The organism is Paenibacillus sp. FSL F4-0122, assembly GCF_038002845.1.
GTDB classification, from domain to species: Bacteria; Bacillota; Bacilli; order Paenibacillales; family Paenibacillaceae; genus Paenibacillus_AQ; species Paenibacillus_AQ odorifer.
Genome location: NZ_JBBODI010000001.1, coordinates 1160189 through 1180999, shown reverse-complemented (window position 1 = coordinate 1180999; position 20811 = coordinate 1160189). Strand labels below are relative to the sequence as shown.

The window sequence follows — 20811 nt, the reverse complement described above, 5'->3', positions numbered from 1 at the left end:
TATATGAAGCTGACAGTAATCGGTACTGGGTATGTGGGTCTTGTATCTGGCGTGTGCTTTGCACTGGGCGGACATCATGTCATCTGTGTGGATAAGGACGAGGAAAAGATTAAGAAGCTGAAACAGATGGAATCGCCCATCTATGAGCCGGGAATCGAGGAACTGATTGAACTGAATCTTCGTGAGGAACGGTTATCTTTTTCTGCAGATCTTCAAGAGTCGGTGCGCCGTTCAGATATTATCATCCTTGCTGTAGGTACGCCATCACTGCCTAATGGTGAAGCAGACTTAACCTATATTGAGGGTGCAGCCGCTGAAATCGCTAAAGCGATGGAAGGGCACAAAATTATAATGACTAAATCTACAGTTCCAGTAGGGACAAATGAGAAAATCTCCAAAATGATCTCTAGCCATACCCATCATCCTTTTGATATCGTGTCTGCACCTGAATTTTTACGTGAAGGCTCAGCGATTCGCGATACCCTCCATCCCGACAGAATTGTCATTGGTCTTGATAATCCAGAGCTGGAACCAACTATGCGCGAGCTTCATAAGGGTTTCACAGAAAATGTATTTGTAACAGATATACGCAGTGCTGAAATGATCAAATATGCTTCGAATGCATTTTTGGCCACGAAGATTTCCTTTATTAATGAGATCGCCAATATTTGTGAAAAAGTGGGAGCTGATGTAACTAAGGTAGCACAAGGAATGGGTATGGACCAAAGAATCGGGTCATCCTTCCTGCAGGCTGGCATCGGTTATGGAGGCTCCTGTTTCCCGAAAGACACTAATGCGCTCATTCAAATTGCGGGCAACGTCGATTACGAATTCAAATTATTGAAATCTGTAGTCGAAGTGAATAAGGGACAACGGTTTATGATCATCTCCAAGCTGCATGAATCACTTGGCAGCCTGCGCGGTTCGACGATTGGGATATGGGGGCTTGCCTTTAAGCCTAATACTGATGATGTCCGCGAAGCTCCCGCCAGAGAGATTGTTGAGGCACTGGTGGCTGAAGGGGCAACAGTCAAACTATATGATCCAATCGCAGCTACAAATTTCAGGCAGCAATACGATCATCCGCAGCTTCGCTGGTGCCATCTGCCTGAGGAAGCGGCTGAGGGCAGCGATGCCGTCTGCCTCTTGACCGATTGGAGCCTACTCAAGGAGATTGATCTGCATCAGCTGGCGAAAAGCATGCGTAATGGGGTATTGATCGATGGACGCAACGTGTATTCCAAGGAGCAAATCGAGGGTACCGGCCTCGTTTATCATTCTGTCGGCCGCCCGCAGATGGGCGGATTGAGCGGTTATTCTGCTAGTGTGGCTGGAGCGGTTTAATCTAAGTTATATTGATTGAACTTGTGATTTTTCTATTAGGGATGAGCCGTGACTCCAGAGAATGTTTGGACTTCCAGCCGCTGTTGTCTGCAGATTTCCTGATTTTAACCGCTGATAGCGGTAGAAATCCGCAGACAAAGGCGGATGCTATCGCTCCTCCAGTTCCAAAATTCTCTTCCGCCACTCCATTCCCTTAATCTTAAGTTTCTAAGCAATTTATAAAGTTAGGTACTCTGATTATATACCGCAGTAGCAGTAGCATTTGTAGTTGTCATTGTCTCTGTTTCTGTGGTGGCAACTAGTCTTGCTCTTGTAGTTGCAGTTGTTCTTGCAGTTGCAGCTGCCTCCCCCGGAGCAGAAGCAAATCTTTAGAAAAACGTGCTCGCTTCCGGCTGGTACAGCCCGGTGCGCATGGATCATTGTTAAAAAGTAGTTGGTTAGGTTAAGAACGGAAAGGGAATTTGGAACTGTAGAAACGGAGTGTTCGCCTTTATCCTCGGATTTCTACCGCGAGAAGCGGTCCAATCAGGAAATCTGAGGATAACAGCGATCGGAAGTCCAAAATCCCTTGGAGTGGTTCATACCTAATAAATTTTTTAAAAAATGCATCCGCTCGAACTAAGGCTAAGCGGAAGCTATACGTTTTGATAACAATTCCATTATGCTCGATTTCCATAATTCAAGGAGGGTTCATTCTATGAAAATGGTACTTCTATCAGGCGGTTCAGGTAAACGGTTATGGCCGTTGTCTAACGACTCACGTTCAAAGCAATTTCTAAAGGTACTTGAAAGCCCTCAAGGTGAACCAGAATCCATGGTACAACGTGTCTGGAGACAGCTGGAGGAAGCAGGGATGGCAGAATCATCTTATCTAGCCACCGGCCGCGGCCAAGTAGAAATGATACAAAGCCAACTGGGAAGTCATGTGCCGATTATCGTTGAACCGGAGCGTCGGGATACTTTTCCGGCTATCGCCTTAACAGCTACCTATCTTTATTCAGTGGCAGGTGTTTCTCCAGCGGAGACGGTAGCAATATTGCCTGTTGACCCTTATGTAGAAGCATCCTTTTTCGATACCATAGCTATGCTTGAGGGGACCATGCTGGAAAGTGGAGCAAATCTGGCACTAATGGGTGTTGTTCCTGAACATGCCTCAGAGAAATACGGATATATTATTCCTACCGCTGAAGAGGCGGGGGGGAATGGTTTTATGAAGGTGAGTCACTTTCAAGAGAAACCAGACCGCATACAAGCAGAACAGCTCATCGAGCAAAATGCATTGTGGAATTGCGGAGTGTTTGCCTTCCGTTTAGGGTACTTGTTAGATATTTTGCAGCGTAAAGGGTTGCCTTTAGGATATGAAGAATTGCAGAAGCAGTATAAGCTATTGTCTTCCATCAGCTTTGATTATGAAGTGGTGGAGAAAGAAGAACATATTGTGGTGCAGCCGTATGATGGATTCTGGAAGGATCTTGGAACGTGGAATACGCTGACAGAGGAAATGAGCAGCAAGCATGTAGGAAAAGGTTTTGTGACGGCGGATTCTGAGGGGACTTGCTTGATTAATGAGCTGGACATTCCGATTACGGTAATTGGTGCGAAGGATCTGATCATTGCGGCTAGCCCGGATGGAATTCTAGTTACCCATAAAGCTGAGAGCCCACGGATTAAAGAAGTGCTGAAGACCTTTGAACAAAGACCGATGTACGAGGAACGCCGCTGGGGCCATTACAAAGTTATTGATTATGTGAAATATGATGAAGGCAATGAAGTGCTGACCAAACGGATTTTTATATCCGAGGGGAATAATATCAGCTATCAATTACATCGCAAGCGTAGTGAAATTTGGACAATCGTCAGCGGCGAAGCAAGTATTGTGCTGAATGAGAAAAAACATAATGTGAAGGCTGGGGACGTGGTACGTATACCGGAAGGAACGAAACACGCGATCCTTGCTTTGACGGATGTTGAGTTTATAGAGGTACAGACGGGGTCTGAATTAGTAGAAGAAGATAACATTCGTATTACTTTAGACTGGAATGATATAGAACTACAACAATTCATTTCATAGGTCTAACCTATCTATTTAACCAATTCAAAATTTCTTGAAACAGGTAAATTGACTCAATTATCAAAAAAAGTCATAAAAACACTAAATATATCATTAATTGTCGTCGATACTTACGGTAAGAGAGATTATTTCTCTTAAATTGAAAAGGCAAACCTATCGAAAGGTAGGGACGCAAAGCTATAGGGCCTTCGAAAGAGTGGCAGCCTGGCTACCGAAAGGGAGAATATTTTGAAAGCTTACCGTACGTATCGATTGTTTGGTGCATTTCTGTCACTCGTCCTGTTTCTGACTGCACTTCCGCTTGCTGTTGGGATTTCGCCGTCTATTGTCATAGCTGCTTCAAATTCTGGAACGCCAGTTACCCCAGGTGCCTCACCTGAAGCCGTAAAGCTGCTTAACTATTTTTACTCGATCTCAGGAAAAGGCATTATTGCTGGTCAACATGACTATTTAGAAAGTCCAGATGAAATTAACAATATGCTGAAGGGAACCAGCGGACAATATGCGGCTCTTCACGGTTATGAAATGGGTGCGATCAGTGGTCAGTCCGAAGCAACGATGGCTTGGCAACGTCAAAATGTGGTGAACAGCGCCATCAACTGGAATAAAGCGGGCGGGATCGTAGCTATGACTTTTCATGCTAACCTGCCGGGCACCTCTTATGACTGGGATAATGTGAAAAAAACACTCAGCCAGAGTGAGTTCGATAGTTACGTTACACCGGGTACCAAGCAATATAATAATCTGATCGCTGAGCTTGATAAGGTGGCAGTCTCTTTAAAAAGCTTGCGCGATGCCAATGTTCCGGTGCTTTGGAGACCCTATCATGAAATGAACGGGAACTGGTTCTGGTGGGGGAAGAAAAATAACTTTTCTAAACTATGGAATATAATGTATGACCGTTTTGTTAACGTTCATAAATTAAATAATCTGTTATGGGTATGGAGTCCGAATGCTCCCAATGTTTGGTCAGATCCTTATGCACTAACTTATCCAGGTGCTGATAAAGTAGATATTCTGGCAGCAGATATATACGAAAATGATTACCAGCAAAAATACTATGACAGCTTGTTGAGTCTAGCCGCAGGCAAACCGATTGCGATCGGGGAGAATGGTGAAATGCCTAATCTGGAGAAGCTTCAGCAATCGCAAAGTAAATGGACGTATATGATGAGCTGGGGAAAAATGCTTTACGAAAATAACAGTGCAGACACAATCAAAACATTTATGAATAGCAACTACACCCTGACCAGAGATAAATTAAATACTGGTCTGGCACCGACACCTAGCGCCGCACCAGCGCCGGCACCTTCCGAAGAAGAGGGGGAGGCAGCAATTCCTCTCGCGAAGGGGCTTGCAGGAGAGTATTACAACAACATGTTGTTGTCGGGAGCGGCAACTCTTAACAGAACTGATGCAATAATCGATTTCAATTGGCGGCAAGGATCGCCGGATGCCGCCCTCGGGATTGATCGTTTCTCCATACGTTGGAGCGGTAAAATTAAGCCGTTATATAATGAGCAATATACATTTTACACTACCTCAGATGATGGTATCCGTGTCTGGGTGAATGGGGAATCCGTGATTGATAGTTGGACTAAGCAAAGTGGTACTGAGCGTAAGGGCACTATAACGCTGAAGGCTGGCCGGCTATACGATATCAAGGTGGAGTATTACGAGAATGAAGGCGATGCGAGAGTCCGCTTGATGTGGGAAAGTGCTAGTCAAGCTAAAGAGACAGTTCCAGCAAGTGCACTTTTTCTTCCGGATGTCTCCTGATTGATGAAAATTAAAAGGTCGATCCTTAGTGGCTCTGCGTTATTGCAGAGCTACTAAGCTATAGTCCTCATTAGGTCAGAAGACGATTGTCCGATAACAGGTATGTTTATTTAGCACCTGTAGAGGCAGTACAGCTACCGAAAGGAGGATTTATTTGCGTAAATATTATAAGAAAAACAGATTGTTGTTTACTATGTTACCGGTGTTTATTATTTTTTCCTTGCTGCCTTGGGGAGAGGTTAAGAGTCTTCCGAAGGCTATGAGTGTTTCTTCCTCTTTACCTCCGGTTATACCCAGTAATCCATCGGCTTCTGAAGAGGCTAAGCAACTGCTGAGTAATTTGGTGAATCTACGTGGCAAAGGGATTTTGTCGGGCCAGCATGATTATCTAGAAAGCCCAGATGAACTGGTTCATAAGCTGAAGAATACTTCGGGACAAAATGCCGTTCTACATGGTTATGAATTAGGGGCGATTAATAATCAATCCGAAGGGACGATCGCAGAACAGCGGCAAGCAGTGATAGACAGTGCAATTGAATGGCATCACGAGGGTGGCATTGTAGCCATGACATTCCATCAGAGTTTGCCGGGAACATCTCCAGAATGGTCCAATGTAAACAGAAGTCTCAGTCAAGAGAAATTTAATGCTTATGTTACACCTGGGACAGCTCAGTATAAGAGGCTAATCTCAGATCTAGACGAGGTTGCTGGATATTTGGGACAATTGCGTGATGCCGGAGTTCCAGTCTTATGGCGACCTTACCATGAAATGAATGGCGGTTGGTTTTGGTGGGGGAAAAAGGACAATTTTTCAGAGCTTTGGAGTATTGTCTATGATCGTTTTGTAAACACACACAAGCTAAATAATCTACTGTGGGTATGGAATCCGAATGCGCCGAATGAATGGTCAGATCCTTATGCTGCATATTATCCCGGTGGGGATAAACTCGATGTTCTGGCTGCGGATATCTACAATAACGATTATAAGCAGTCCTACTATGAGGATCTGCTCGCATTGGCCGAGGGTAAACCTATCGGAATCGGGGAGAGCGGACAGCTGCCGGACCCGGATGTATTAACTGAGAAACAAAATAAATGGGTCTATATGATGACCTGGGGAAAATTACTGACAGAAAATAATACGCTACAGTCAATTAAAAGCTTTATGAAAGACTCGTTTATAGTATCGAGAGAGGACTATGTTCTCACAACAGGAGGTCCTTCGATAGCACCCGTAACTCCGGTAACCCTAACGGGTTTAACTGGAGAATACTATAACAATACTGATTTAGAGGGAGAAGCGGTACTTATCCGCGATGACCGTAAGATTGATTTTAATTGGCATGGTGCGTCACCTGCCTCAGGGATAAATGAAGATCACTTTTCTGTACGCTGGAAAGGGAAGCTCAAACCCAAATTCAGTGAGAAATATACAATTTCAGCATCCTCTGATGATGGAGTCCGTGTCTGGATTGACGGAAAGCTGATCATCGACAATTGGAAAAATCAAAGTGCAACCCTTCATAAAGGAAGTATCCCGCTCACAGCTGGAACGCTTTATGATATCCAAATTGAATATTATGAAAATGAAGGAGATGCCAATCTTCGTTTGCTATGGGAGAGTTCCAGCCAGAAGCAGCAGGTAATTCCACAAGGGGCATTGTTCCTTCCTTAATCTAATGAAATGATAGGGTAAGACATTCCGGAAGAAAGAGAGGACCTATGGATGGGAATAACGAGGAGAATATCTAATAGAAAAAATAAGATATCTGCAAACAAACCATTACTGTTATTACTAAAATTCGCCGCATTAACCGTCTTGTTTCTGTTGTCTGTCTCTGTCTTCGGAACGAATAGGACAAACGATTATAAGGTAGGTGCCAATATACCGAGACTATCTGCAGGAACTGATGCTGCAGCAGAAATACCGGATGGTACTGTGATCTGGAATCTGGGACAACATGATGGCTCAGCAGCTGAATTCGCTGCGAGTGGCACTTCTGGCAGCAAGAAGGACTTTAATGTTCCTTCTTCGGTGCTCAAATCATCGGCTCTGCAGAGCTTGCCTGCAGGCTTGAATGGAAAGACCCAGCCGGAATTAACGATCACATATCAGCTAAATAAGATCCCGGAGAATGGGGTCTTATTTAGCGTAGGTATTCTGGATGCGTATAAATCCGTGCCGCAAATGAGTGTGTTCTCCAATCATCAATTGTCGGGGATCATTCAAATTGCAGGCGTTGCTGGCACAGAAAGTGAATATAGCTTTCAAAAGACCTATGAATTATATATTCCCAAGGAGCAATTGAAGATAGGAACGAACGAATTGAAGCTGCAAACGGTTCGCTGTTTATATTGCAGTGACAAAGAAGACGAATATTCCTGGTGGACTTGGGATAATCTCCGTTTAGAGTCTCTTAACGCTCCAATTTCTGAGCCTATCCATGGCAGCTACACATTGACCGGAACAGTAGTGAATAATAAGCAATTTTATTTCGATGAAGGTGCAGTTACGCACTTGCCTTATGTTATCAAATGGCTAGGTATGGCTTATAGCGGCAATGTGATGCGAACCAGCTGTGCCAGCGATGTTGGGCGGTCCTGCTCGGATATGATGGAATATTACAAGGTGTTGCAGGATTACAACATGCAGGCGGTTGCTCTGTATTTGCATACTGGTGATATTAAGCTTAAGGCAGACGGATCGTTGCCCGCTGATGCAGAGAAAAAGCTGACGGATTATTTTGAGCAATATAGCCCCTATTTTCAATATTATGAGGTAGATAATGAGCCAGGATTATTCAATCGTTCTAAGGCAGTTAACTTGGCGATTGCGGACTGGCTAAATAAAAAGGGCAAGCAAATCGCGCCCCATTTACAAACTGTTGCTCCGGGCTGGGCGTATTGGCCGAGTTACAGTGAGGATTCCTGCGGTAATCAGAAGGGAACTGGGAAGGAATGTGGAGATCCGGATGGCTGGGAACGTGATCCAGAGCAACGTATGGAGCTGGAGAAGGTTACGGATTTGACCAATGGACATTCCTACGGGGACTCTTATATTTTTAGTAATGGAGGAAGCTTTACTGAGAATTTGAAGACCTTCACTGGCGCAGACAATGGACTCGGCAAAAAAATGCTGACCACTGAATTTGGTACCTCGGACAGTCATGTGGATGCCTATCAATACGGGGCAACGGAGCGGACAGCGGCTGTATTCGACCGGATCATGCGTGCGCATATTGGTTATGCGGATATGTTTGTGCAGCATGCTGCTTTTTTTAAGGATTTCAGTTTATTCAAATACGGGTTTAATTTAGAAGAGCATGATCCGGCGACCACAGAGATTTATTATACAAAAGAAAATGAGGATTCACGTGTCAGCATCATGAGAAGGCTCAGTCTTGCCTATGCTACGCATGGAGCTCCATTAACTTATCAAGTTGCCAACAAAGATGTGTTAGCCGACAAGCTGGTATATGTTCGGGCCGTGGATACTTCTACATTGAAGCCTCTTGCGGGAAGCGGAGCGACCTCAAATAAGGTGCTGGTTAATTTCGTTAACTTTGAGTCTACTCCACAAACTGTGAGTGTAAATGTGACTATGCCGAAAAACGGGGTGTATGAAGGGGAACGTTTTGGAAACGGGAATACGTATGAAAAAGCAAGAAGTTATGTAACAGGTAAAAAGGCTACTCCCACGTTAACTTTTACGGAGACACTTGCTCCAGGAGAGGCTGTGCAGTATATTTTGCAGCCTTCCTCTGAAGTAAAGCCGTCGGCCCCTAAAGGATTCAAAGCCGCAGCAACAAAAGGTTTAGCTGTAAAATTAAATTGGTTGGAGGCACCGGGAGCAAGCTACGAGCTGCTTCGTGCTGAAGGTAGCGGGGGGGAAATGAAGGTGGTAGCCACCGATGTGAAGCTTACAGAATACACGGATCATAATTTACGTGAAGGGACGTTATATACCTACGCGGTAAGGGTATCAGGTTCAAATCTACTTTCCGACAAAATTCAGATTACAGCCACCGGCCTGGTTCCTCTGGATCGGACAAAGTGGAAGGTAACCTCAAATGTGAATACGGTGGCATTAGCTCCAAGTCTGGCTATCGATGGGGATCGGCGCACGCGCTGGGATACGGGGAAACATCAGGTTTCTGGAGAGTATTTTCAGATTGATCTGGGTGAAGCACATGAAATTGAAAGAATAGATTTGGACAGCACGTTATCACCGTTTGATTATCCAAGAGACTATGTAGTTTATATTTCTGACGATGCTCAAAACTGGAACAAACTCACCTCTGGAAAAGGCACGAAAGAGCTTACGAAGATAACCTTTTCTAAGGTAAAGACACGGTATATCAAAATTGTACAGACCGGAGCGGGCGGGAATTATTGGTCTATTCAAGAGCTACAGGTGTACTCCAGAGAATAAGCAATTATTTGAATTTATATAACTGTTAATAGAGCATACTAAATAACCTCAGCGGGATCATTCTCCCGCTGAGGTTATTTTTGTACTTTAAATAAAATGGAGACCAGACATATAAGGTAATGGAATTGCCTCAGATTCCCCTGAGGAATCTGAGGTGCGAAGCGGGCTCGCTGGATCAAACAGCAGCGAGATCAGCTCCTTGTCGTCCACGGACGACAAGTCGAGGCTACGCTTGCGGCATACTTCCGTCTGCCGCAAAAGCGATTCCCGGTCTGCTATGCAGACCGTCCCGCTGTTCGCGCCGGCGCTTAAGGAGGCGCCGGCGTCCCGCAGAAGCGCGAGCAGGCTGCGCTCCTGCCACGGCACAGGCACTTGCAGCGTGCCAACGCCGCTGCACAGAGCCGCCTTGGCCAGCAACGCCGCTACCGCTTGCGGCTGGCCGGCCCAATCCACCGCCGTCGCTGGGCTCGGCGCCGGTACATCCGCCGCGGGCACAGCCATCGCGGCGAACCCCTCGATGCTGCCGTCCCGCACGGCTACGAGTGTGCGCTGGGACAAGCCCAGCACACCCGCGTAAGCCTCGGCACCCAACAGCAGCGCTAGCTCACCCGGACTGTACATCTGTCCGGCTTCGCGTTCATTCAGCAGCCGGTTGACGGCGAAGAAGTCGCCCGGCTGCATTGGCCGCAGCGTCCATTCTTCCCCTGCTGCGGCAGCAAGTGCGTGAGCCGAGCTTGCGTTCAGCTCGGCAAATTGCGTACCGCCGAACGGTACGCATCCCGCTCGGGTATACAGCGAGCGGTCACCCGAGACAAAGATAAGTGATGCGCCAGCATTCGCAGCATGGGTCTGGCATAGCTGTAGAAGCTGACCGGCTAGTCCCTGGCCGCGATAAGCAGGATCTGTGCAAACTGCACCGATGGAGAATACGTTCAGGAGAGCTTCTCCAGTGCGGATCGTGGAGGGCACTAATCCCATAAAAGCAGCGATGTTACCGTCCTCGGCAACGGCTGCATAAGAGTGAGTGTAACCAGGGCTGAAAATCAGCGGAAACAGCTCTTTCATAGAAGTGTCGCCGGCTTTGCGAAAGATGGAATGGGCCAGAAGAGCGGCTTGATCCAGCTCCGCAGGTTTAATTAATCTCAATTGCATTTACAGTCAGCCTCCTTATATGTAAATACGAGCAGGGTAGGAAGGAATTATTTTAAGTATAAGCCCCAGCGGATGAAATCTTCAATCCTGCTTATATTATTCAATGTCTCAAAAGGATGTGGATAAGGGTAATAACGTACATAAATAAGGAAGCTTATATTTTAAGCTAGAAGAGAAAGGGAAGTGAATAAACGGTGACCCAACTTGCAGATAATATCATATTATTGCTGGCAGCTCTCTTACTTGTAGGTGTGTTTTCCACCAAATTCTCCACTAAATTTGGAATGCCAGCGCTAGTGCTTTTCCTTGCTGCGGGGATGGTACTGAGTCAATTTATCTTTTTTAACAATGCTTCCTTAACACAAATGGCCGGGATTTTTGCGCTGGTTGTTATCCTGTTCGAAGGTGGGATGCAGACCAGTATTAAGGATATCAAGCCTATTATTCGGCCGGCATTATCCTTATCTACGGTAGGCGTATTGTTAACGACAGCTATCGTTGGGGTGTTCGCTAAGCTGATTCTTGAGGTGTCATGGGCGGAAAGTTTTCTGTTCGGAGCTATCGTGGGTTCGACTGATGCGGCTGCGGTCTTTTCGGTATTAGGCGGTAAGAATATTGACAAACGACTGACCTCGACACTCGAAGCGGAATCAGGCAGCAACGATCCTATGGCGGTGTTTTTGACAGTATCGCTGATCGAATGGATTCAGCATCCGGATATGGCGATATGGGGACTTGTGCTGTCCTTTATATGGGAGATGGCAGTTGGTTTGGTGATAGGGGTTGTACTTGGCAAAATCGCAGTATATCTTATCAATCGAATTAACCTGGATTCCACGGGGCTTTACCCGGTATTGGCGATTGGATTTGCTGTCCTAACCTACGGGTTATCTGCACTCGTTCATAGCAGCGGCTTGCTGGCTGTCTATGTAATGGGTCTTACCCTTGGCAATTCTGAGCTAATGTATCATCGAACAATTATGAATTTTAGTCATGGCTTCGCTTGGATGATGCAAATATTTATGTTTATATTGCTGGGTCTACTGGTATTTCCACAGGAGCTGGCAGAGGTGGCTTGGCAAGGTATATTGCTGTCCGTCATTCTGATGGTTGTGGCAAGGCCCATTGGTGTGTTTATAAGCTTGCTCTTTTCCAAATTCTCTATTCGTGAAAAAACACTGATTTCCTGGGCAGGCCTGCGCGGAGCCGTTCCAATTGTACTGGCAACCTATCCGCTGCTAGCCAATCTTCCCCACGGACGACTGTTCTTCAATGTGGTGTTCTTCGTCGTGCTGACCTCAGCAGTGATTCAAGGAACAAGCATTTCACCGCTGGCTTCCCGGTTGAAGCTGGTGGGGCAAGAGGATTCAGCACAGCCATCACTGATGGAGCTGGTCGCCCTTGGCAAGACAGATTCCGAGTTCAACCACATAGGAATTGAACCTTACATGCCCATTGCCGGGCAGAAAATCTCCGATATTGGACTGCCAGATGATATCTTATTTACTGCTATTATCCGGAATAAAAGCATTGTCACCCCCCATGGCAGTACCGTCATTGAGCCAGGGGATACTGTATATGTCTTAAGTCCAAAGAGCAAACGCGATGAGATGAGGGCTTTTTTCCGGAGTCAGAAAGGGAAGACGGCGGAGGAAAATATATCTTTGATTTAAGTTTAGAAAGAGGCCGTTATCCAGAGTGTGACAGAGATAATAGGCGGTATAACAAAAGTTATGCTAGAATCGGCAACATGTAAATCTTCAAAGTGGTTGCAAAAAGCAAAAGGATGTGTTAAATTGTATATAGATTTAGAACGAGTCTAAATACAATATAATAAATTAACCATAGGAGGTTTTATTAATGAGTACACAACTAAAGAGCCAAACTGAACTGCACGCTGCTTTGAACCGCCAGACCGCGAACTGGTTCCTGCTTGGGGTAAAGCTTCATCATTATCACTGGTATGTTAGCGGATCCCAATTCTTCACGCTGCATGAGAAGTTTGAAGAACTCTACAATGAAGCTGCTGGTTATGCAGATGATTTGGCTGAGCGCCTGCTTGCTATTGGTGGACAACCTGCCTCCTCTATGAAACAATATTTGGAGCTTTCCGATTTACAGGAAGCTCGTGGTGGCGAAGATGCCAAGGGTATGGTAATGGAGCTGGTTAGAGACTTTACGACTGTCTCTAAAGAACTGCAAGCTGCGATTGCTACTGCAGAAGAACTGGCTGATCAACCTACTGCGGATCTGCTGATTGGTATTAGAAGCAGCATTGAGAAACATGCATGGATGTTGAATGCTTTTATCGCCTAAGACAACAGTCTTATAAAGGATAGAACCACAAAGAGCGCCTGCGTATAGGATACGCATGGCGCTCTTTGTTTTGTTGTTTTACTGCTGAACACAACTATTTAATAAACACACCCCCGAAGGGGACTACCTCGCGTAGAAATCGTTTAACAATTCCATCATCGTTATTATCTCTTTCGAATCGGCGGTTCTGACGTCCTGCCTGAAACAGCACAGGCCCGTGACCTGTCATCTTCCAGTGATAGCTCATATGCTGGCTAGCCAAATGGTTGCCGTAAACGGTGAGCTCCAGCTTGGCATTCTCAGGGTAGGCAATAATGCTGCCTGCATCGACATAAAGGGGGTTGGTCGGATGCAGTACAGCTTCACAGACCGTACCCTCCGTCAGTATGCCAATCATGCCATTGCCCGAAAATTTCACCTTTACAATATCCCGTGTAACGAGCACATTTTTCATGCTTAGCACCCGGGTCTCCAGCGAAATACCTATACTGTAGAAGAAGAGATGCTTAAAGTCGTACAGCAGATCGCTTTTACCATCGAGCTGCAGGATTTTTATGCGATAGCCTGGCGGAAGGGCGGCAACGAAATGGCAAGGACCTGCCATATCGGAACGAATCAACTTTCGCTTGCGGTATATGCCCTTTACATCCATAAATCTGTCCGCTCGTCCTGAGGAAGGACCTTGATAAGCGATAATTTGTTGTGGATGGAGTACATGAACCTCTTCCTTCTCCTGAAGGGAGAAGGCTACGGCTTGTCCGCTTCCACTGTCGCTTTCATCTTGGATATCGATGTTCATAGTTCATCTCCCTCATGCTGTGACTGTGATCTTCAATGAATACGTAAGACTAACGCAGACGATCGCCTTTTCGAGAACGGTAAAGCATGCTGAAACGAATAAAACGGATCAGTATAAAATAACCTAGGATTAGTCCAATCCCTGTAAAAATAGTCACTTTGATTTTATGATAATATTCTTCGCGTGCCGTCCGGTCATTTTTTAATTCATCAACCATCTGCGTCAGTTGGCGATTTTGCTCTTGTAGGCTTTCGTTCTGTATCCGGTAAGCTTCCATCTCCTGCGTGGTATTCGCGAGCTTATCCTTTGCCTGCTGAAGCTCTTCAGCAGTTTGCTGAAAACCTTCCTTTAATTCATTCACTTCGTTTGGCAGCTCGGAGAAATTTTTAACTCCATTATAGATATCACTGAATATATTAGCTTTTGCTACAGGAGCTGGCAGGCATACAGTAAGCGTCAGCAAGAACAGGAGCGAATATAACAGCTGTAGATATGCTCGGGATTTATGTTGCTTCATCTATATAATCACCACCCAATTTAGGCTTGTAGTTCTTTTATTTTAACACAGCTTGACAGCTTCTGACAGCGTACGCCATGGGACTGGCAATGCTTATAATGAAAGTAATTTTTACCTCCTTAAGGTTTTCGTTTACTCATTATTAAACACGATCAGTCCGTGATTATCTCGATTGAGAAGAGGTACTATTTATCGTATACTTTGGACGAAAGGGGCTGCTGTCGATTGAACAAATGGCTTAAAACAATATTGCTTCTGATCGGATCTGCTTTTTTGACTAGATTGATCCCATTTTCATCTTTGTTTCGGAATTTAGACACGATGATTCATGAATTTGGTCATGCTCTGATGACCTTACTACTGTCGGGTAGTGTGCTGAGGATTGAATTATACGCAGATCATAGCGGTGTAACCTATTCAGCCATTCAAGAAGGGGGCAAGGCAATATTAGTTTCCCTCTCGGGTTATTTGCTAGCCTCCTTATTTGCACTTCTGCTCTTCTATTTATATAGTAAGGGACGCCATGATTGGGGCCTTATCTTAGCTACGGGTGTGGCGTTGATTATGCTCCTGCTATACGTACGAGGAAGCTTTGGCATGATGTGGTTGGGCGGATTTATTGCGTTAAATATTCTAATGCTGGTGGTTTGGAAGAAGGCCAGCAAATATTATTATTTGTTATTGGCCTTTTTAACCTTGGAGGAGTCTGTAATGGGAAGTTTATTTCTGGTATACGCGGCTGCTGTATCACCGTCCCGTGCAGGAGATGCCAGCAATCTGGCAAGAATGACTCCCGTACCGGCTATATTTTGGGCCACACTGTTTTTTATATTTTCTCTGTTGTGTGCCAAATGGGCACTGGGACTATTTTTCAAGCGAGAGCGAGTGCAGACTAAATTAGGGAGTCGATGAGAAAAAAAACATAAAATTTTCGTCATAAAAAGACAAAAGGGGTTGTTTTTACAAGAGTCAGTCTACTAAGCATGTAGAATGACTCTTTTTTTGTCGATAATATAGAACCGAACATACATTCCATGACATGGAGTTGTCCGCCATTATTGGTACATTAATAGAAGACCCAAAAAAAGAAAGAGGTGGAAATAATGATAGAAAGTATTCATCCCGTATTCACATGGAGTCAAAATCGTATTTTTGCAGGCGGCAATCGTAATGTTATCTTGCTTGTCGAATGGAAAGGGAATATGCCTTCAGAGCACAGCCGACCCAGCAGTTATAAAGTGGTTGCACGTGAAATCGAACTGCGGGTTTGGCTTGAACCCCATGTAACTTTTAAGCGCTCGTATGGGTGTGAGTTTGAAGTCGGTGAAGGCAGTTCGCTACTTCTTAAGCTTGGCAAAATAAAAACGGGGCAACGAAAGTTTATTGCACTGGAATTCAATATCTCTACTACTATTGCAGGTAGATATGAAGCTCTTTCCTTACAGTGGAAATATAAAAAGCCAACCGTAGAGCGTGTTCAAGAGCTTCCAGTAAAGGTTCTTGAGCTAGAATACACTCATCATACTCAGGTTCTGAGTGAAACCTGCTGCTTTCATGTAGAGAAACATCTGGAATTGTTAAAAACAGCTGAAACGATTGAGGAGGCAACCACGTTGCAAAATGAAGGACAACATAGTCAAGCTCATGAAATGCTCTGCCGTCACGCAGATAAATTACTATTACTAGCCGTACGTTCTGGAGATCCTTTACTACTTAAAGAGGCCGAAATGTTGTATAAACAGATTGGATTCGAGTATCAGAAGCGGGGTAAAACTGCTACTGGAAATTGATATAGGACATACAACTAGAAGATGCATATTGACGAAAAAAGACCTATACATAAATTTGTTTTGTCAGCGGGTTCGGCGGAAAATAATCAGAAGAATTGTAATATAAAATGTGGTAACATAGTAAAAAAGTTCTATCACACTATTACTTTTTTTCATAAAATAATGGGTCTATTTAACCATAAATCAAGGGGAACTGAATATGACAGACCGATTAATCCGACTGATGCGCATTATTACACTTGTTCAAGCCAAGCCAGGGATATTAGCCCGTGAATTGGCGGAACGCTGCGGCAACAGCGAGAGAACGATATACCGGGATATGGACGCGCTTAGCGCCATGCATATTCCTATAACCCACCTTGGACATGGAAAAGGCTATGCTTTTATTGGCAATTTTGCACTTTATCCTTTGGATTGGTCGGAAGAAGAGGCGGCTGCGTTTTCGCAATTACGCTATATTATGGAAGATATTAAACCCGTTCTGCCTATCGATTTTGAAGGCGCTTATGAAAAAGTAGTCGCAGCTGAATACAAGCGAAAGGCAGAGCGGGAAGAAACGATAGAACGTGCAAGAAGAGAAGCAGGTACAAGCTGGTTGGAAAGAAGCGGTGCACAGATGGAGCATCAATCTTTTTTAACACCTATTTTGGAGTCTTTATTAAAGCAGAGGAGTATTCAAGCGAATTATTGCGAGAATGCGGTGGAGGAGAAGGAAATAACCATCGATCCTTATTGTTTAGTCCCACTGGAAAATCGTTTTCATCTCATTGGATTTTGCCATCATCAGGGTGTTATTCGTACATATCATATCAACGATTTTTCAAACGTGAAGCCATTAAACCGCTGCTTCTCAAAGGAATCATTTGATTTGCAAGCTTTTATGAAGCAAAAATGGTCACTTGACCGCGATAGTTTGCAGGTAGAGTTTAAAGTGAAATTTTCGGAGCGAATCATGGAAGGGCTAAAGAAAGAGGATTTGCCCTATAAGCCGAATAAAGTAGACCGTCAAGCTCGGTGTTGTTATTTTAAAGTCGCATTGGAACAAGATATTGCATTTGTCCGCTGGATTAAGCGATTTGAAGAGGATGCGGAAATCATAGAGCCGTTTTATTATCGTGAAGTGCTCAGGCAGCAGTTGGAGAAATGGATATCGCAATATAAATAAGATGGATTCTCACCTTCAAATGAAATATTCGTTTACATATATTGTTACAAATCAAAAATTATAGAATATTTCTCTTGTTTGGTGAGTCTTTTTATAATACCACATACATTTAATAACATAATTGTAATTTAGAGGTTTATTTTTATCCTCGAATTTGACCTTTGTTCAATTTTATACAGAAGAGGGCTATTCTCTAGATCCATTTGATTCTTAAAAATGAATATATTAATCCGGGTGAGCTTCTTGGGGGAGTGGATTATCCATTATGTTGAATGTACTTGGCTTTAACCTGGTGGGTGACGGTCAACATGATGTGCTTGGCCCACAGATGAAGAATTAATATCATTCGTGAAATAGGTGTCTTTGCAGCCCTATTTAGGGGAGTCAGAGGCATCTTTTTTGTGTGCAAAAAACCAAAATCATCATTATATATTGTCTAATTATAACAATATATAACTAAACATATCTAAACATATCTGTAGTTATAGAAAAACGAAAAAGTGTATGCTAGAATAGCATCTAAATATATACATACGAAATTGGGAGGAATGGAAATGTTTAAGAAATGGACACTCTCCGTGATGGGGATATTGGCAATCGTTCTGGTTGTGAATTTATCTGCAGGTCCAGGGGGAGAGGTGCAAGCAGCCACCAAGAAGACTGAAATTATTGTTTCCGCTGCGGCTAGTTTGCAGGATAGCCTGGATAAGATTGCCCTCCTTTATGAAAAGAAACATCCCGATATTGATTTGGTTTTTAATTATGCAGCATCCGGTACTCTGCAAAAGCAGATTGAGCAAGGGGCTCCGGCGGACCTGTTCTTCTCTGCAGGTGATAAACAGATGAATGCACTGGTGGAAGGTGGACTTATCTCCGATCATAAGGTTCTGCTTAAGAATCAATTGGTTGTAGTCGTACCCTCAGATTCAAAGGTTAAATTAACAACGATTACTCAGCTTACGGATAAAGCTTTTAAGAAGGTGGCAGTGGGACAGCCTGAATCTGTACCAGCGGGTCAGTATGCTCAACAATCATTGACAGCGAAAAAGGTCTGGGATCCGCTGCAAAGCAAACTCGTATTTGCCAAGGATGTGCGTCAGGTTCTCTCTTATGTAGAAACAGGAAATGCCGATGCCGGTTTTGTCTATAAGACAGATGCGCTTACTTCAAAGAAAACTAAAATCGCTTTGACGGTCGGTCCACATGTACACAAAGCTATTAATTATCCGGCAGGCATCGTGAAGAGCTCGAAGAATCAAAAGGCAGCTAAGGAGTTGTATAGTTACCTTCAAAGCAAGGAAGCTAATGATATCTTTGTAAGTGATGGCTTCCTGCTTCCTTAAATAGAAATTACGAGTAGAAGCGGGTGGAATAAGGTTGGAAATAAATTGGACTGATTTCTTCGCCCCGGTATGGCTTTCCGTAAAAATATCTGTGATTACAAGCATTATTGTATTCATTTTGGCAACAGCTGCTGCGAAGGCTATGGCGGGCCGGAAGTTTCCCGGTCACAGCTTGGTAGAGACTATAATGCTGCTTCCGCTCGTATTGCCGCCGACGGTCGTAGGATTTGTGCTTTTAGTTATTTTAGGCCGACGAAGCTGGATCGGCAGATGGTATGAACAGATGACGGAGCAGACGATCCTGTTCACATGGGGGGCAGCTGTTATCGCCGCTGTAGTCGTAGCTTTTCCACTCGTATATCGCACAGTGAAGGCGGGTTTCGAAGGGATAGAAGCAGATCTTGAAGATGCGGCGCGGGCACAAGGGGCAAGTGAACTGCAGGTACTGCGTTATGTCACGCTGCCGCTTGCGGGCCGGTCGCTGGCAGCCGGTTATGTTCTTGGTTTTGCCCGCGGTCTTGGGGAGTTTGGCGCTACCATCATGGTAGCTGGCAATATTCCGGGCCGCACGCAAACCTTACCCACAGCGATCTATGTTGCGGTAGATGGAGGCAATATGACGCTCGCGTGGATGTGGGTATGTTCAATTATTGTTATTTCAGCCGCTATGCTGATGTTTGTGAATCGGCGTTCTTAAAAAAACACCAGACAGCGATTCTCCGGTTATTGGAGAGTTGCTGCCTGGTGTTTTTGGTTTGAAGCGGGTGGTTTGAGCAGATGCTGGGCAAGTGAACCCGGCAACTTTGATGTCAGCTTCTAGCGCCGTCGGATTTTGATGGAGTCTGTGAGTTAACTGCATTCTATACAGTTATTCCGTCTGCATAAGGAATCGTTCTAACTTTAATTGTATTCTATACAACTAAAACTAGAAAAGTCGCCTATGGGGTAGTAAATCAAGAGAAATAGGTGTACCAAATACAGTTATATCTAATTTGCGAGTTATTCGAAGTAATATAGTTGTACGAAATACAGTTAAACGCTTCTGCATAATGCTCCCGTCTTCTGCTGTGACCCATTAAGTCTCATAAATTATCGTCCCTGTTTCCGTGAGATCATATCCGTGAATGGACCCAAGCTCACTCTGGAAGGCTGGTGAACGCAAAATATCAATCACGGCAGCAATCCATTGCTCATGCTCCGGTTTTTTAATCATCACCAGATCGTAGCACTCCTGAATCATAGGAACGAAATCAACACCGTCGACAATCTTAGCGGCTTTCTCGGTGCCGATGGCTACATCTGCTTCTCCCCGGGCCACTTTACCGGCAACTGCCAAATGGCTGTTCTCCTCGTTCTCATAGCCTGATAGGCTGGCTGCTGGAATGCCATGCAATCGAAGCTGTTCATCCAATAATACGCGTGCACCTGAACCTCGTTCTCTATTGATCAGCGTGAGTCCGTTCTGCTCTAAGTGAGACCATTCATGAATACCCCTGGGATTCCCTTTTTGTACATAAAAACCTGCACTTCGGGTAAGTAGGCGAACTACAACATAAGAGCATCCTACGAGTATTTTTCGGATATAGGGTAGGTTGTATTCTCCAGTATCCCCGTCGAGCAGATGTGTGCTGACAATGTCCGACTCCCCTTTATACATGGCTATCAGGCTATCAAGACTCCCGGCATAAGAACGAAGAGGGCGTTCAGGCAGAGCCCGTTCCAAATAGGTAGCTAGAATATCCAGTGACATATCCTGACCTGTAATCACCAAGCTGTGTCCTACAGCTTTAAGGTGGGGAGATTGTGCTGGCATTTGAGCTGGATTTGTACCGGAAAAGGCCAAGGGTATTGCTGGTGGAGTCTGGGCCATTATAGTAGTAGGATTAGCGGTGGACGCCCCACTCCGTGTATTTTGTTTGTAGGTTTCCAAATCGGATTGATCCACGCGCATTTGTTTTCCTACACGGTAGGAGGGGAGCTCCCCTTTTTTAATTAGATCATATACTTTTAATTTTGATATTTTTAATAAGCGGGCAATTTCCTCTGTCGTATAGGATGTATTATCGGACATGACAAAAGCCTCCAGAACTTCATATTAGGACA

Annotated in this window: 16 protein-coding genes, 1 pseudogene and 1 riboswitch; of the genes and pseudogenes, 13 read left to right on the top strand and 4 right to left on the bottom strand. The window is 44.6% G+C overall.

Features of this window, described 5'->3' with window-relative positions; all coding sequences use genetic code 11:
• The first annotated feature begins 3 nt into the window (after positions 1-3).
• From MHH49_RS05045 to MHH49_RS05025, 5 genes are all read left to right on the top strand, one after another.
• On the top strand, positions 4-1344 hold the full coding sequence (locus MHH49_RS05045) for a UDP-glucose dehydrogenase family protein (protein ID WP_341137948.1): 1341 nt from the start codon (positions 4-6) through the stop codon (positions 1342-1344).
• A gap of 697 nt (positions 1345-2041) precedes the next feature.
• Complete coding sequence (locus tag MHH49_RS05040) at positions 2042-3415, top strand: sugar phosphate nucleotidyltransferase (protein WP_076104223.1); 1374 nt, start codon at positions 2042-2044, stop codon at positions 3413-3415.
• 136 nt (positions 3416-3551) lie between these two features.
• Positions 3552-3631, top strand: a riboswitch (cyclic di-GMP riboswitch).
• A gap of 12 nt (positions 3632-3643) precedes the next feature.
• Positions 3644-5194 carry a glycosyl hydrolase gene (locus MHH49_RS05035; RefSeq protein WP_081382474.1) on the top strand — a complete coding sequence of 517 codons (1551 nt, stop codon included), beginning with the start codon at positions 3644-3646 and terminating at the stop codon, positions 5192-5194.
• Positions 5195-5348: 154 nt separating this feature from the next.
• Complete coding sequence (locus tag MHH49_RS05030) at positions 5349-6869, top strand: glycosyl hydrolase (RefSeq protein ID WP_341137947.1); 1521 nt, start codon at positions 5349-5351, stop codon at positions 6867-6869.
• Between the two features lie 51 nt (positions 6870-6920).
• On the top strand, positions 6921-9626 hold the full coding sequence (locus MHH49_RS05025) for a discoidin domain-containing protein (protein WP_341137946.1): 2706 nt from the start codon (positions 6921-6923) through the stop codon (positions 9624-9626).
• 87 nt (positions 9627-9713) lie between these two features.
• Here MHH49_RS05025 and MHH49_RS05020 read toward each other — a convergent pair whose 3' ends face one another.
• Positions 9714-10778 carry a GNAT family N-acetyltransferase gene (locus MHH49_RS05020; protein ID WP_036676582.1) on the bottom strand — a complete coding sequence of 355 codons (1065 nt, stop codon included), beginning with the start codon at positions 10776-10778 and terminating at the stop codon, positions 9714-9716.
• Positions 10779-10972: 194 nt separating this feature from the next.
• Here MHH49_RS05020 and MHH49_RS05015 point away from each other — a divergent pair, with 194 nt between their 5' ends.
• On the top strand, positions 10973-12451 hold the full coding sequence (locus tag MHH49_RS05015; protein WP_341137945.1) for a potassium/proton antiporter: 1479 nt from the start codon (positions 10973-10975) through the stop codon (positions 12449-12451).
• A 187-nt stretch (positions 12452-12638) separates the two neighbouring features.
• Complete coding sequence (locus MHH49_RS05010; protein WP_036676579.1) at positions 12639-13094, top strand: Dps family protein; 456 nt, start codon at positions 12639-12641, stop codon at positions 13092-13094.
• 94 nt (positions 13095-13188) lie between these two features.
• Here the strand turns inward: MHH49_RS05010 and MHH49_RS05005 are convergent, their stop codons facing one another.
• On the bottom strand, positions 13189-13893 hold the full coding sequence (locus tag MHH49_RS05005) for an AIM24 family protein (RefSeq protein ID WP_036676578.1): 705 nt from the start codon (positions 13891-13893) through the stop codon (positions 13189-13191).
• Between the two features lie 49 nt (positions 13894-13942).
• Positions 13943-14410 carry a hypothetical protein gene (locus tag MHH49_RS05000; protein ID WP_076104226.1) on the bottom strand — a complete coding sequence of 156 codons (468 nt, stop codon included), beginning with the start codon at positions 14408-14410 and terminating at the stop codon, positions 13943-13945.
• A 225-nt stretch (positions 14411-14635) separates the two neighbouring features.
• On the opposite strand from MHH49_RS05000, the gene MHH49_RS04995 reads away from it, so the two are divergent.
• The 6 genes and pseudogenes from MHH49_RS04995 (at position 14636) to modB (ending at position 19405) form a co-directional block, all read left to right on the top strand.
• Entirely contained in the window at positions 14636-15322 is a 687-nt protein-coding gene (locus tag MHH49_RS04995) for a M50 family metallopeptidase (RefSeq protein WP_036676576.1), read from the top strand.
• 191 nt (positions 15323-15513) lie between these two features.
• Positions 15514-16200, top strand: a complete 687-nt coding sequence (locus MHH49_RS04990; protein ID WP_036676574.1) for a hypothetical protein — start codon at positions 15514-15516, stop codon at positions 16198-16200.
• 199 nt (positions 16201-16399) lie between these two features.
• Positions 16400-17365, top strand: coding sequence for a helix-turn-helix transcriptional regulator (locus MHH49_RS04985; protein WP_036676573.1), 966 nt, complete (start codon positions 16400-16402; stop codon positions 17363-17365).
• A 253-nt stretch (positions 17366-17618) separates the two neighbouring features.
• Positions 17619-17705, top strand: a pseudogene (locus MHH49_RS31130) (oligopeptide transporter permease oppC); the annotation flags it as partial.
• 208 nt (positions 17706-17913) lie between these two features.
• Complete coding sequence (gene modA, locus MHH49_RS04980; RefSeq protein ID WP_341137944.1) at positions 17914-18708, top strand: molybdate ABC transporter substrate-binding protein; 795 nt, start codon at positions 17914-17916, stop codon at positions 18706-18708.
• 40 nt (positions 18709-18748) lie between these two features.
• Positions 18749-19405, top strand: a complete 657-nt coding sequence (gene modB / locus MHH49_RS04975; protein WP_172628881.1) for a molybdate ABC transporter permease subunit — start codon at positions 18749-18751, stop codon at positions 19403-19405.
• A gap of 378 nt (positions 19406-19783) precedes the next feature.
• Here modB and MHH49_RS04970 read toward each other — a convergent pair whose 3' ends face one another.
• Entirely contained in the window at positions 19784-20779 is a 996-nt protein-coding gene (locus tag MHH49_RS04970; protein ID WP_341137943.1) for a helix-turn-helix transcriptional regulator, read from the bottom strand.
• Between the last annotated feature and the right edge of the window lie 32 nt (positions 20780-20811).

Coding starts and splice junctions, on each gene's coding strand:
- MHH49_RS05025 (WP_341137946.1), top strand. CDS start 6,921: ATGGGAATAACGAGGAGAATATCTAATAGAAAAAATAAGATATCTGCA.
- MHH49_RS05010 (WP_036676579.1), top strand. CDS start 12,639: ATGAGTACACAACTAAAGAGCCAAACTGAACTGCACGCTGCTTTGAAC.
- MHH49_RS04970 (WP_341137943.1), bottom strand. CDS start 20,779: ATGTCCGATAATACATCCTATACGACAGAGGAAATTGCCCGCTTATTA.
- MHH49_RS04990 (WP_036676574.1), top strand. CDS start 15,514: ATGATAGAAAGTATTCATCCCGTATTCACATGGAGTCAAAATCGTATT.
- MHH49_RS05005 (WP_036676578.1), bottom strand. CDS start 13,893: ATGAACATCGATATCCAAGATGAAAGCGACAGTGGAAGCGGACAAGCC.
- MHH49_RS05020 (WP_036676582.1), bottom strand. CDS start 10,778: ATGCAATTGAGATTAATTAAACCTGCGGAGCTGGATCAAGCCGCTCTT.
- MHH49_RS05045 (WP_341137948.1), top strand. CDS start 4: ATGAAGCTGACAGTAATCGGTACTGGGTATGTGGGTCTTGTATCTGGC.
- MHH49_RS04985 (WP_036676573.1), top strand. CDS start 16,400: ATGACAGACCGATTAATCCGACTGATGCGCATTATTACACTTGTTCAA.
- MHH49_RS05000 (WP_076104226.1), bottom strand. CDS start 14,410: ATGAAGCAACATAAATCCCGAGCATATCTACAGCTGTTATATTCGCTC.
- modA (WP_341137944.1), top strand. CDS start 17,914: ATGGAAATGTTTAAGAAATGGACACTCTCCGTGATGGGGATATTGGCA.
- MHH49_RS05040 (WP_076104223.1), top strand. CDS start 2,042: ATGAAAATGGTACTTCTATCAGGCGGTTCAGGTAAACGGTTATGGCCG.